Consider the following 11,897-nt stretch of genomic DNA (forward strand, 5'->3'; position numbering starts at 1 on the left):
TTTCGGGGCGCTATAAGACTGACGTTTTGACGCGAGACCCGCGCAAAGCCCAGTCAAGCAGCACATTTCAAAAGAAAGAGGAGAGCGTCATGGCTCAAGAGGCGGTGACCGCCAGTGGTCAAGTTCGCAACAAGCGGTGGCTCTGGCTGCTGATTCTTCCGTGGATCGGCGTGGTCTGGGTGCCGTTCTATAACAAGATCGAGCCCGTGCTCATGGGCTTTCCGTTTTTCTATTGGTACCAGTTGCTCTGGGTGCTGATCAGCGCGGTGATTACGGCCGTGGTCTATATGAAGACCAAGCCTGTCCACGATGTTCCCAAGCTCACACCCGGGAGCCCGCGATGATGAACTCCACGGCAACCTTCGTCTTCGTCCTGTTTTTTATCGGCGTGACGATCCTGGGTTTTGTCGCTGCTCACTGGCGCAAGGCCGATCTCGGACAACTCGATGAATGGGGCCTGGGCGGCCGTCGCTTCGGCACGATCGTCACGTGGTTCCTGCTCGGCGGCGACCTTTACACGGCGTACACGTTCGTCGCGGTTCCAGCGCTTGTGTTCGGTGCGGGCGCCACCGGCTTCTTCGCGTTGCCGTACACCATCCTGATCTATCCGTTCGCCTTCGTCGTGTTCCCGAAGCTCTGGGCGATCTCGAAGAAGTTCGGCTACGTCACCGCTGCCGACTTCGTTCACGCTAGGTACAACAGCCGCATGCTGGCATTGGCCATTGCCGTGACGGGGATTATCGCGACGATGCCGTACATTGCGTTGCAGCTTGTCGGTATTGAAGTGGTGATCGGCGCGCTCGGCTTCGATACCTCGGGCTTCGTCGGCGATCTGCCGCTGATCATCGCGTTCGCGATTCTCGCGGCCTACACGTACACGTCAGGCCTGCGCGCGCCGGCCATGATCGCGGTCGTGAAGGACGTGCTGATCTACATCACGATCATCGCGGCAATGATCATCATCCCGGCGCAGCTCGGCGGCTTCGGCGCGATCTTCGCCCATGTCGATCCGGCGAAAATCCTGCTGAAGGCACCGGATGCGTCGAGCCTGAACGGCTACAGCGCGTACGCCACGTTGGCGGTCGGGTCAGCGCTTGCGCTGTTCCTGTATCCGCACTCGGTGACGGCGGTGCTGTCGTCGAAGTCGGGTAACACGATCCGCCGCAACATGGCGCTGCTGCCGGCTTATTCGCTGGTGCTCGGTTTGCTCGCGTTGCTGGGTTACATGGCGCTGGCATCGGGCGTAAAGGACATGCCGGAATTCGCCCCGTACTTCAAGGCGTACGGTTCGAACTTCGCCGTCCCGGCACTGTTCCTGCACTTCTTCCCGTCGTGGTTCGTAGGCGTGGCGTTTGCCGCAATCGGTATTGGCGCGCTGGTTCCGGCGGCAATCATGTCGATCGCTGCCGCCAACCTGTACACGCGTAACGTGCATAAGGAGTTCGTGAACACGAACATGACGCCGGAGCAGGAAACCAATGTTGCGAAGCTGGTATCGCTGCTGGTGAAGGTGGGCGCTGTCGTGTTTATTCTTGCGCTGCCGCTGACTTACGCCATCCAGCTGCAACTGCTCGGCGGGATCTGGATTATCCAGACGCTGCCGGCGCTGGTGCTTGGTCTGTACACGCGGGTTCTTGATCACCGTGGCTTGCTGCTCGGCTGGGCTGCCGGCATTGCAACGGGTACGTGGATGGCGGTGTCGCTGAAACTGGCGGGCTCGATCTTCACGATCCACCTGTTCGGCTATGCGATCCCCGGTTACGCCGCGGTATGGGCACTGGTCGTGAATCTGGTGGTATCGATCGTGGTGAGCATTGCGGTGCGTGTGATCGGTCTGAAGCGCTCGGACGACCGTACGAGCCCTGAGGATTATCTCGACGTCGCGGAAACCTGATCGGAAAGGGAAAAACGGGCGATCCAACCCCGTTCCGACCCGAAAGCTGGTAAAACGCCCGTAACGGATGTTGCGGGCGTTTTGTCTTTCGGCGTCCGGTTTCATCAACCTTTTGTCCGTCTTTTGCTCGTCAACTCATCGGAACCGCATGTCCTCGACCGATACGACCCGGCCTCATCGCAGCCAGGCACGACGCGCGCTGCATGTGCTCGGCTCACCGTATTTTCGTTATCGCTACGCCAAATACCTGCATGCGGTGCGCGTGGCGCTGGCCATGCTTGCGTCGATTGCGCTGACGTCGGGCATCAACATTCCCCACGGCGAATGGTCGTCGGTGACCTTGCTGGTGGTGATCGGCGGCTTGCAGCATCACGGCAATATTCGCAAGAAAGCAGCGGAGCGCGCGGTTGGTACGCTGCTTGGCGCGTCGCTCGGTCTAGGGCTGATCCTGCTGCAGTCGACGACCCATTCGACCATGGTCACGTACGTGCTCCTGGCAGTGATTGCCGGGGTCTGCGCGTATCACGCCATCGGCAAGCCAGGGTATATCGCGTTGCTGACGGCCATCACGACGATCATCGTCGCGGGACACGGCGACCTGTCCATCGAAGTTGGACTGTGGCGCACCTTGACGGTGTTGATCGGGATCGTGATCGCGCTCGCGTTTTCGTTCGTGCTGCCGCAATACGCCACCTATTCGTGGCGCTATCGGCTCGCCGACAACATGCGCGACAGCGCGCGGATTTACGGCGCAATCATGGATGGAAGGCCATTGTCCGCCGACATCCTGACCAAGCGGTTCCTCACGATGAACTCACGGCTGGTGAGTTCGCGTTCATTGCTGGCGTCGGTGGCGAAAGAAATCGACGTGCCGGTGGTGGTGCTCGACGACATCCAGCGCCAGCACCGGTCAATTCTCAGCGCACTGGAAATGATGGCGGCAGCCATGCCGGCCGCCGCGCCAGGATTTGCCGAGAGCCCTCACACGGACGAGCGCGCGGTGCGGCACACGTTGCTGCTGGTTGCACGCGCGTTGCGTTTTGGGCGCGTCGGTCTGCTGCACGCCGCGACCGGGTCTGCCGCAGCGGCCGCGCGACTGGAACAGACGGCGAATGTCGCGGCGGCCCTCGCACCCGAACTGCAGGGGCCGTACTGGCTTGCGCAACGGCTGGCGGAACAGGTCGATCGATTGCGTTTGCGGCTGATCGAGATCGAGCGGCAATGGAACATCGAGGGCGCGCAGCCGTTTCATCGATAAGCGGGTGAGCGGGTGAGCGGGCGACGGGTGAATACTCTGCGCTCCGAGCGTTCGCTATCCTTCGAGGTCGTCCATTACGCTCACCATCCAGGGGATGCCGAATCGGTCGGACACCATGCCGAACCCACTTGTCCAGAACGTCCGTTGCCACGCCATCCGGATGTCACCGCCTTCGCTGAGAGCCGCGAACATTTTCTGGCCGGATTCGACATCGTCAGCGGCTATCGAAATACTGAAACCCGAGAAAACCTGTGGCGTGGCATTTACGCCATCGGACGCCATGATCAGGCTTGACCCTATCCTGAACGTCGCGTGCATGACCTTGTCCAGCCATTCGGGCGTGGCGTTCACGCCTTCGGGGGAATCCTTGAATTGCAGCACGGACAATGTTTGCGCGCCGAGCGCTTTTTGGTAGAACGCGAGCGCTTCTTCGGTGCGGCCGTTGAAGAACAAATAGGGTTCGAGACGCATTGGCAACTCCTGGTGAGTCGGGCAGCTTCGCCGCCCGTGGCCAAAAGTCTAGCCCACGCCGCAGCGCTAAAAACGCACGCCGCAGCCTCGATCCGCATAAAAAAAGGCGTCGGCGCAATAGCGCCGACGCCCGTTTTCAGACGCGAAATTCAGGTGTTGCAACCGCGAAATTATTTCAGCGCTTCGATCAGTTTTTCGAGCTTGACTGCGTCGGCAGCGAACGCGCGGATGCCCTCTGCAAGCTTTTCGGTTGCCATTGCGTCGTCGTTGACGAGGAAGCGGAAGCTCGATTCATCGATATCGATCTTGCTTACCGGATCGTTCGCGACCGCTTCCGGCGACAGCTTGCGTTCGACTTTGTCGTTGCTCTCGGCGAGCTTTTTCAGCAGGTCCGGGCTGATGGTGAGCAGGTCGCAGCCGGCCAGTTCGGTGATCTGGTTGATCGTGCGAAAACTCGCGCCCATCACTTCGGTCTTGTAGCCGAATTTCTTGTAGTACGCGTAGATCTTGCGAACCGATTGCACGCCCGGATCGTTCGCGCCGCCCATCTTGACTTCGTCCCAATCTGCGCCCGCCGACTTCTTGTACCAGTCGTAGATGCGGCCGACGAACGGCGAGATCAGTTGCGCACCGGCGTCCGCTGCGGCTGCAGCTTGCGCGGTCGAGAACAGCAGCGTCATGTTGCAGTGGATGCCTTCCTTCTGCAGCACTTCCATCGCGCGGATGCCCTCCCATGTCGATGCCAGCTTGACGAGGATGCGCTTGCGGTCGATGCCCGAGTCTTCATACAGCTTGATGATGTCGTGGCCCTTCGCAATGGAACCCTTGATGTCAAACGACAGGCGGGCGTCCACTTCGGTTGACACACGTCCCGGGACGATCTTCAGGATTTCCTTGCCGAAAGCAATCAGCAGCTGATCGATGATCTGGCCCATCGGCTTGCTGGCGTGCTCCTTGACGGTCTTCTCGAGCAGCGGCTTGTAGGCATCGTTCTGGACGGCCTTGAGGATCAGCGACGGGTTCGTGGTCGCGTCTTGCGGCTTGAACTCGCCGAGTTGCTGGAAGTTGCCGGTATCGGCGACAACGGTGGTGTATTGCTTGAGCTGGTCGAGAGCGGTGGTCATATCTGGTCTTCGGCGCGTTATGCCGTTGTCAAAGATGCGGAGTGCCCGCGGGTGAAAGGGTTATGCGAGGCCGCCGGTGCTGGTGCTGCGCCAAAGCTGCTGGCGAGCGGCTCGCCCAAGATTGCCATTCTATTCCTGCCGCGCCATTTGGCGCAGAGAACGCCGTGATCCGCGGCCATGCTTCCTGCTTTCGGCCGCTGAACCGCCGCGTTGCATACGCTGTTCAACTCGTTTCGACGGCAGGTGGCTTCGAGAGTTCACCCGCCGCGCCAGTCTCCGCGGTTGCTGACATGCGAGTCCAGGGTGGCGGGTGTTGTGCGGGAGCCATGCCCATGACTGTGCAATTACGATGCCAGAGCCCGGCATAGGCTCACGGCCTATTACACGTTGTTCGCGTGAACATTTCGCGTCGATACGATCAATCTACGCCCGCCGCGCGTTGAGCACAATCTGCGTGACGACGCCCGCTACCAGACCCCAGAACGCCGAGCCGATCGACAGCAGCGTCAGTCCGGACGCGGTGACCATGAACGTGACGAGGGCGGCTTCGCGCTGGCGCAGGTCGCTCATCGCATTGGTGAGGCCGCTCATGATCGAGCCGAACAAAGCCAGCGCGGCGACTGACACCACCAGCGCTTTCGGCATCGACGCGAACAAGGCGGCGATGGTTGCACCGAACACGCCGGCCAGGAGATAGAAAATCCCGCACCAGACGGCGGCCATGTAGCGCTTCGAGGGATCTTCGTTGGCTTCGGGGCCGGTGCAGATGGCGGCGGTGATGGCGGCCAGGTTGATGCCGTGAGAGCCGAACGGCGCGAGCACCAGCGACGCGAGGCCGGTCGTCGCGATCAGCGGCGCGGACGGGGTGTTATAGCCGTCCGCGCGCAGCACGGCGATGCCGGGCACGTTCTGGGAGGCCACCGCGACCACGAACAGCGGTATGCCGATACTGATGACCGCCGCGAGCGAGAAGTGCGGCAGGGTGAAAACAGGGTGGGCGAGCGCGACGTGGAACTGGCTGAAGTCGAGCAAACCGAGCAACCCAGCGGCTATGATGCCAACCACGAGCGTCATGAGGATGGCATAGCGGGACGCGAGGCGTTTCACGACCAGATACGTGAAGAACATCGCCAGGACGAGCGCGGTCTGGAACTGGGCGGCCTTGAATATCTCGATGCCGATTTCGAACAGGATGCCGGCCAGCAGGGCGGCCGCGATGCTGGCGGGGATTTTCCGCATGAGCGTATCGAACCAGCCGGTGAGCCCCACGATGGTGAGCAAAACCGCGCAGACAACGAACGCGCCGATGGCATCGGGATACGCCACGTTCGGAAGCGACGTCACGAGGAGCGCCGCGCCGGGCGTCGACCAGGCGGAGACGATCGGCGCGCGAAACGTGAGCGACAGGCCGATCGTGCACAGCGCCATGCCAATCGAGAGCGCCCAGATCCAGGAGGAAATCTGGGCATCGGAGAGATGGGCGGCACGCCCGGCCTGGAACATGAGGACGAGCGAACTGGTATAGCCCGTCATCATGGCGACGAATCCGGCGACGAGCGCGGAAATGGAGGAATCGGCGAGGGGGCGGAAGGTCGTGGCGGGCGGATTCATGCGAAACCTTGAGGGGCGATCGCAGATCGTACTGGCCGCACGGGATCAAGGGCAGTGACAGTCTGAAAAAAAATCGCCGTGCCACTTTAAAGCGAGATCAATAAAAACCGGCAAGGGGGCCGTATAAACCCTTGAATTTGTACTGAACGGCGAGCGAGGAATAGGATCCGGGTGACAAGCGCCGGTTATTTGGAAAGCGCCCGCATTGCGCTTTCAAGCCCGCCAAGCGTCAACCCAAACATTCGACCGCCCAATATTTGCCGAATAATCGATACCGATTGCCGATATTCCCAAAGCCTTTCAGGCTCAGGATTGAGCCAGGCGAAACGGGGGAACTGGTCGGCGAGCCGTCTTAGCCAGACCGCGCCGGCTTCGGCATTGTTATATTCAACCGATCCACCGGGTTGAACGACTTCGTACGGACTCATGGTTGCATCGCCGACAAAAATCAGTTTTGTATCGGGCGAAAATTTGTGCAGCACGTCAAACGTGGCGGTACGCTCGCCATGCCGTCTCCGGTTGTTTTTCCAGAGATAGTCATAAACGCAGTTATGGAAGTAGAAAAACTCCAGATGTTTGAATTCTGATTTCGCCGCGGAAAAGATTTCTTCGACGCGCTTGATATGGTCGTCCATTGATCCGCCCACATCCAGCAGCATCAGGACCTTCACATTGTTATGCCGCTCCGGCACCATCTTCAGATCGAGCCAGCCGGCATTGGCGGCGGTGCTGCGAATGGTGTCGGGGAGATCAAGTTCATCGGCGGCGCCTTCTCGCGCGAAACGCCGCAAGCGCCGCAACGCCACTTTGATATTGCGTGTCCCTATCTCGACCTGATCGTCGTAATCCTTGTAGGCGCGTTCGTCCCAAACCTTGACGGCCGTCCGGTTGCCCGCGGAATCCCCGCCAATCCGAATCCCCTCCGGATTAAATCCGCCATTGCCGAACGGCGACGTCCCGCCTGAACCAATCCACTTGCTGCCGCCTTCGTGCCGCTCATTCTGTTCATCGAGAAGTTGCTTCAGCCGTTCCATCAGCTTGTCGATACCGCCCAGCGCTTCTATCTGGCGTTTTTCCTCGGGCGTGAAATCCCGTTCCAGGCGTTTCTTGAGCCAGTCGAGCGGCACATCGAATGCGTCTTCATCCAGTGTCGCTATACCGTTGAAATAGGCGCCGAACGCCTGATCGAATTTATCGAAGTATTTCTCGTCCTTGATCAGCGTCATGCGCGCGAGAAAATAGAACTCGTCGATAGACGGCCCGATTACTTGTGCCTTGAGTGCCTCAAGCAGCGTCAGGTATTCCTTGACCGAAACCGGTAACTTGGCGCCGCGCAGAGAATAGAAAAAATCGATCAGCATGCCGGGCTCCTTGCCCCAAATCTGTCGCGCTACGGGTTGCGCTACGAGTCAAGCGGCAAGTCGAACCGTGCCTCGAGTTTCGCGCGCAGGTTCGCGCGCACGGCTGGCCACTCGGACTCGATAATCGAAAATACCACCGTATCGCGGTAAATGCCGTCCCGCCCGATCTGGTGATTGCGCAGGATTCCGTCTTCCTTCGCCCCCAACCGCGCAATAGCCGCGCGCGATTGACGGTTCATGAAGTGAGTCCGGAACTCGACGGCGATGGCATTCAGCGTATCGAACGCATGCGCGAGCAGGAGCAGCTTGGCTTCGGTGTTGATCGCCGTGCGCTGCATGCGTTTTGCATACCACGTGCTGCCTATCTCAAGCCGCCGATGCGCCGCCTCGACATTCATATAACGCGTGCTGCCGATCACGTCGCCTGTCCTTGCGTCGATGATGGTGAACGGTTGCGCGCCCGCTGAATCGCGCATGGCGAGCGCCGTGTCCATCCATGCGGCGATCGTCTCGGGCGAGGGGACGCTCGTGTACCAGAGCTTCCACAACTCGCCGTCCGCGGCGGCGTTGGCGAGCGCTTCCTGGTGCTCGCGCTCGAGCGGCACGAGTCTCACATGCCTGCCTTCCAGCGTAACCGGATCAATCCAGCGGCTCATACGTGCAGCCCTTTCAGCGGTTGTTGCGGTTCATGAACAGCAGGCGCTCGAACAGGCTCAGGTCTTGTTCGTTCTTGAGCAACGCGCCATGCAACGGCGGGATGACTTGTTTCTGATCGGTGGAACGCAGCGCTTCGGGGCCAATATCCTCGGCCAGCAGCAACTTCAGCCAGTCGAGCAATTCCGATGTCGACGGCTTTTTCTTCAGGCCCGACACGTTGCGCAACTCGAAGAAACTTTGCATCGCGGCGGCGAGCAGTTCCTGCTTGATGCCAGGAAAATGCACCTCGACGATCTGCTTCATCGTCGTGGGTTCGGGGAATTTGATGTAATGGAAAAAGCAGCGGCGCAGGAAAGCGTCGGGTAGTTCTTTCTCGTTGTTCGACGTGATGATCACCAGCGGCCGGTGTTTGGCTTTCACCAGCTCGTGGGTCTCGTATACATAGAATTCCATCCGGTCGAGTTCGCGCAGCAGGTCGTTCGGGAATTCGATGTCCGCTTTATCGATTTCATCGATCAGCAGCACGCCGGGTTCATCCGCGTCGAAAGCCTGCCACAGCACGCCCTTGACGATGTAATTGCGGATGTCCTTCACGCGTTCGTCGCCGAGCTGGGAATCGCGCAGGCGCGACACCGCGTCGTACTCGTAGAGGCCTTGCTGGGCCTTCGTGGTCGACTTGATATGCCATTGCAGCAGCGGCATGCCGAGCGCGGCGGCGACTTCCTCGGCCAGCATGGTCTTGCCGGTGCCGGGCTCGCCCTTGATCAGGAGCGGGCGCTGCAGGGTGATCGCGGCATTGACGGCGAGCTTGAGATCGTCGGTGGCGACGTATTGCGATGAACCTTCAAAACGCATGACGCGTTCCTCGGAGAAGGAAAAATTGCAGTATAAGTCAGAAGGGTTTGGGGGGAGCTACCCCCGGAACGTCCGATGGGGCTCACCCGCGCCCCGAATCCCGCCCCGAATCGCGCCCCGAATCCCGCCCCAAATCGCGCCGTTGCTGCCGAAGGAGCACCAAATGTCCATCGGACAGATTGTCGCAGTCTCCCGGGACCCCAGGCGGCGCGGCCTTGTGCGATGGGGCCGGCCCCGCTGCGGCCGGTGGACGCAGGGTAGGTCGCGCGGTACAATTAGCGCGATTTTTTTGGCCCGCGTGGCTGGAAACCGGATCAGCGCTCTCAGGTACGATGCACCGAGACTATTCAGTGCAAATAGTCAGCGCCGTCCGTTTGACCAGTCCCGAGAAAGTCCCGGAACGCCAGGCGTCCAAGGTGCCGGATTTCCCCTCATGCCAGGTTAGAAGCTATGAATAAATTCGTCGGCAAATGTGCCGTGATCGCAGCGCTGTCGGGGCTTGCCGGCTTCGCGACACAGGCATCCGCCGATGTCGTGGGCAACGCGAAGGCAGCCCAGGGCAAAGTTGCGATGTGTATCGGGTGCCACGGCATTCCCGGTTACCGCACCGCGTATCCCGAGGTGTACCGGGTCCCCATGCTCGGCGGCCAGAGCGCCCGCTATATTGAGAACGCGCTGCATGCCTACAAGAAGGGCGACCGCCATTTCGAGACGATGCATGGCATAGCGACCACGTTGACCGATCAGGATATCGCCGACATCGCGGCGTATTACGCCGCGCAAACCCCCTCTTCGAAGAACAATCCCGACAAGTGATCCGCGTTGCGCCCGCATCTGAAACTTAGGACTCAAGGGCGCCCGTCACCCGGTAATCACTAATCGCGGACAGGAGAATTCATGAAGGCACTCGATACAGTGTTGAAGACAGCATGCACGACAGCCGCGCTGATCGGCGCGATCGGCGCGATCAACGTCCTGGCCATGCAGCCGGCGCATGCAGCCGACGCAAGCAATGGCAAGGTGCTCACCGAGGCCCACAATTGCGCAGCCTGCCACGGCCCGAACCTGAACAAGCCGGTGAGCGCGGAATATCCGAAGCTCGCAGGCCAGCACGCCGACTACCTCTACTGGGCGCTGCGCCAGTACCAGATGGGCAGCGGCAATCCGCACTTCGGGCGTAACAACGCGATCATGGCTGCGCAAGTGCAAAGCTTGTCGCAAAGCGACCTGAAAGACATCTCGGCATATATCGAATCGTTGGACGGTGATCTGGTCGTGAAGAAGTAAGCATCGCCCGGTTGTTGTTGTTCTTTGTTGTTCTATTTTTTTTTGATGCGCGCATAAGAAACACCCCGCTGGTGAACTACCCGCGGGGTGTTTTCGTTTTTGATTCAGACCTGAGCTCTTGGCCCTTAGTCTCGCGACGCTCGCTGTTCGATCAGCGCAAGATACGCATCGGTGTCGGGCGGCGTGTTGTTGCGCTGTGATTCCCAGATGATCTGCCCAAGGCATTCCATGATGGCGTGCTGAGCGTCATGCGTTGAACCCATCCGGCCGACCAGCCGCTCATGCGCACGCCGGATGCCGGGCGGTTGATCAATGGACAGTTGCTCGGTAATGGCAAGATGCATCGATAAATGCAGGAACGGGTTGCTCTTGCCCTGATCCGGCGAGTAATCGGCATGGGCCACGTCGGGAGCGGCGAGTTCTTGCTGGTATTCAGGATGCTCACCGATCCAGTCCGCCGCAATGCTCTCAAGCGGTGTCAGGACGCCGCCCTCGCGCTGCTTGCGCCAGGTATCGGTGAAAAATTGGCGAACTTCGTCGCGGCTGGGGTTGAACATGGTGGTGGGCTTGGCTTGCATAGGTCGTTTTCAGAGGCTCATTTTAAGCTGCATCGCCGTCTCTCGCCCGTCTCTTGCCCGCTTCTCGCCCGCTTCTCGCCCGCCCCGCGCACGCGTCGGCTTGACCGCTTCGGCTCTCGCCGGCCTTCCCGCCGTTTATTCCGTTTATTCCGTTTATTCGATAGGCGCCGGCGTCTTCGGCCGGAACTCGCACAGCGGCTCGATCGCGCAATGCCAGCATTCCGGCACGCGTGCCCGGCATACATAACGACCGTGCAGGATCAGCCAGTGATGGGCGTCCTGCTTGAATTCATCGGGGACGAATTTCTCCAACGCCATTTCGACCGCTCGCACATCCTTGCCCGGCGCGAGCCCGGTGCGATTCGATACACGGAAGATATGCGTATCCACGGCGATGGTCGGATGGCCGAACGCCGTGTTGAGAATGACGTTCGCCGTCTTGCGTCCTACGCCCGGCAGCGCTTCGAGCGCCTCGCGATCATCCGGGACCTCGCTTCCGTATTGCTCCACCAGGATCTTGCACGTGGCGATCACGTTCCTCGCCTTCGTCCGAAACAATCCGATGGTCTTGATGTACTCCGTCACGCCTTCTTCGCCGAGCGCCAGCACCTTGGCCGGCGTGTTGGCGACCGGGTACATGCGCCGCATGGCCTTGTTCACGGAGACATCGGTGGCTTGTGCCGACAACAGCACGGAGATCAGCAATTCGAACGGCGATTCATGTTCGAGTTCGGTGGTCGGATGCGGATTCAGGCTTTGCAGCGTTTCAAAGATCGCGTGGCGTTTTTTGGCGTTCATCGT

At 60.1% G+C, this 11,897-nt stretch carries 13 protein-coding genes; 5 read left to right on the plus strand and 8 right to left on the minus strand.

Annotated elements, in window-relative coordinates; all coding sequences use genetic code 11:
• The first annotated feature begins 89 nt into the window (after positions 1 to 89).
• From BSU04_RS11135 to BSU04_RS11145, 3 genes are all read left to right on the plus strand, one after another.
• The gene (locus BSU04_RS11135) at positions 90 to 344 is read left to right on the plus strand and encodes a DUF3311 domain-containing protein (protein WP_089160663.1); all 255 of its coding nucleotides are present in this window, start codon (positions 90 to 92) and stop codon (positions 342 to 344) included.
• A complete protein-coding gene (gene mctP, locus BSU04_RS11140) occupies positions 344 to 1,894 on the plus strand; it encodes a monocarboxylate uptake permease MctP (RefSeq protein WP_089160749.1) in 1,551 nt (516 codons plus the stop codon). The genes BSU04_RS11135 and mctP overlap by 1 nt, the downstream gene beginning before the upstream one ends.
• Before the next feature lie 148 nt (positions 1,895 to 2,042).
• Positions 2,043 to 3,152, plus strand: coding sequence for an FUSC family protein (locus BSU04_RS11145; protein WP_089160664.1), 1,110 nt, complete (start codon positions 2,043 to 2,045; stop codon positions 3,150 to 3,152).
• A gap of 54 nt (positions 3,153 to 3,206) precedes the next feature.
• Here the strand turns inward: BSU04_RS11145 and BSU04_RS11150 are convergent, their stop codons facing one another.
• The 6 genes from BSU04_RS11150 to BSU04_RS11175 form a co-directional block, all read right to left on the minus strand.
• The gene (locus BSU04_RS11150; protein WP_089160665.1) at positions 3,207 to 3,623 is read right to left on the minus strand and encodes a VOC family protein; all 417 of its coding nucleotides are present in this window, start codon (positions 3,621 to 3,623) and stop codon (positions 3,207 to 3,209) included.
• Positions 3,624 to 3,793: 170 nt separating this feature from the next.
• Positions 3,794 to 4,747: a transaldolase gene (tal, locus tag BSU04_RS11155; RefSeq protein WP_089160666.1), complete on the minus strand. Its 954-nt coding sequence runs from the start codon at positions 4,745 to 4,747 to the stop codon at positions 3,794 to 3,796.
• A 423-nt stretch (positions 4,748 to 5,170) separates the two neighbouring features.
• Complete coding sequence (locus tag BSU04_RS11160; RefSeq protein ID WP_089160667.1) at positions 5,171 to 6,358, minus strand: benzoate/H(+) symporter BenE family transporter; 1,188 nt, start codon at positions 6,356 to 6,358, stop codon at positions 5,171 to 5,173.
• Positions 6,359 to 6,543: 185 nt separating this feature from the next.
• Positions 6,544 to 7,719: a vWA domain-containing protein gene (locus BSU04_RS11165; protein ID WP_089160668.1), complete on the minus strand. Its 1,176-nt coding sequence runs from the start codon at positions 7,717 to 7,719 to the stop codon at positions 6,544 to 6,546.
• A 41-nt stretch (positions 7,720 to 7,760) separates the two neighbouring features.
• Positions 7,761 to 8,375 carry a GNAT family N-acetyltransferase gene (locus BSU04_RS11170; protein WP_089160669.1) on the minus strand — a complete coding sequence of 205 codons (615 nt, stop codon included), beginning with the start codon at positions 8,373 to 8,375 and terminating at the stop codon, positions 7,761 to 7,763.
• Positions 8,376 to 8,388: 13 nt separating this feature from the next.
• Positions 8,389 to 9,231 carry an AAA family ATPase gene (locus tag BSU04_RS11175; protein ID WP_062090977.1) on the minus strand — a complete coding sequence of 281 codons (843 nt, stop codon included), beginning with the start codon at positions 9,229 to 9,231 and terminating at the stop codon, positions 8,389 to 8,391.
• A gap of 450 nt (positions 9,232 to 9,681) precedes the next feature.
• Here BSU04_RS11175 and BSU04_RS11180 point away from each other — a divergent pair, with 450 nt between their 5' ends.
• Positions 9,682 to 10,047: a c-type cytochrome gene (locus tag BSU04_RS11180; protein ID WP_089160670.1), complete on the plus strand. Its 366-nt coding sequence runs from the start codon at positions 9,682 to 9,684 to the stop codon at positions 10,045 to 10,047.
• 81 nt (positions 10,048 to 10,128) lie between these two features.
• Entirely contained in the window at positions 10,129 to 10,518 is a 390-nt protein-coding gene (locus BSU04_RS11185; protein ID WP_089160671.1) for a c-type cytochrome, read from the plus strand.
• A 125-nt stretch (positions 10,519 to 10,643) separates the two neighbouring features.
• Here BSU04_RS11185 and BSU04_RS11190 read toward each other — a convergent pair whose 3' ends face one another.
• Positions 10,644 to 11,075 carry a DUF1841 family protein gene (locus BSU04_RS11190; RefSeq protein ID WP_089160750.1) on the minus strand — a complete coding sequence of 144 codons (432 nt, stop codon included), beginning with the start codon at positions 11,073 to 11,075 and terminating at the stop codon, positions 10,644 to 10,646.
• Between the two features lie 174 nt (positions 11,076 to 11,249).
• Entirely contained in the window at positions 11,250 to 11,894 is a 645-nt protein-coding gene (gene nth, locus BSU04_RS11195; RefSeq protein ID WP_089160672.1) for an endonuclease III, read from the minus strand.
• Between the last annotated feature and the right edge of the window lie 3 nt (positions 11,895 to 11,897).

The sequence above is a fragment of the Caballeronia sordidicola genome, assembly GCF_002220365.1.
Lineage (GTDB): Bacteria > Pseudomonadota > Gammaproteobacteria > Burkholderiales > Burkholderiaceae > Caballeronia > Caballeronia sordidicola_C.

Excerpts from the sequence above, each read along its gene's own strand:
- BSU04_RS11135 (WP_089160663.1), top strand. The coding sequence starts at position 90 with ATGGCTCAAGAGGCGGTGACCGCCAGTGGTCAAGTTCGCAACAAGCGG.
- mctP (WP_089160749.1), top strand. The coding sequence starts at position 344 with ATGAACTCCACGGCAACCTTCGTCTTCGTCCTGTTTTTTATCGGCGTG.
- BSU04_RS11145 (WP_089160664.1), top strand. The coding sequence starts at position 2,043 with ATGTCCTCGACCGATACGACCCGGCCTCATCGCAGCCAGGCACGACGC.
- BSU04_RS11150 (WP_089160665.1), bottom strand. The coding sequence starts at position 3,623 with ATGCGTCTCGAACCCTATTTGTTCTTCAACGGCCGCACCGAAGAAGCG.
- tal (WP_089160666.1), bottom strand. The coding sequence starts at position 4,747 with ATGACCACCGCTCTCGACCAGCTCAAGCAATACACCACCGTTGTCGCC.
- BSU04_RS11160 (WP_089160667.1), bottom strand. The coding sequence starts at position 6,358 with ATGAATCCGCCCGCCACGACCTTCCGCCCCCTCGCCGATTCCTCCATT.
- BSU04_RS11165 (WP_089160668.1), bottom strand. The coding sequence starts at position 7,719 with ATGCTGATCGATTTTTTCTATTCTCTGCGCGGCGCCAAGTTACCGGTT.
- BSU04_RS11170 (WP_089160669.1), bottom strand. The coding sequence starts at position 8,375 with ATGAGCCGCTGGATTGATCCGGTTACGCTGGAAGGCAGGCATGTGAGA.
- BSU04_RS11175 (WP_062090977.1), bottom strand. The coding sequence starts at position 9,231 with ATGCGTTTTGAAGGTTCATCGCAATACGTCGCCACCGACGATCTCAAG.
- BSU04_RS11180 (WP_089160670.1), top strand. The coding sequence starts at position 9,682 with ATGAATAAATTCGTCGGCAAATGTGCCGTGATCGCAGCGCTGTCGGGG.
- BSU04_RS11185 (WP_089160671.1), top strand. The coding sequence starts at position 10,129 with ATGAAGGCACTCGATACAGTGTTGAAGACAGCATGCACGACAGCCGCG.
- BSU04_RS11190 (WP_089160750.1), bottom strand. The coding sequence starts at position 11,075 with ATGTTCAACCCCAGCCGCGACGAAGTTCGCCAATTTTTCACCGATACC.
- nth (WP_089160672.1), bottom strand. The coding sequence starts at position 11,894 with ATGAACGCCAAAAAACGCCACGCGATCTTTGAAACGCTGCAAAGCCTG.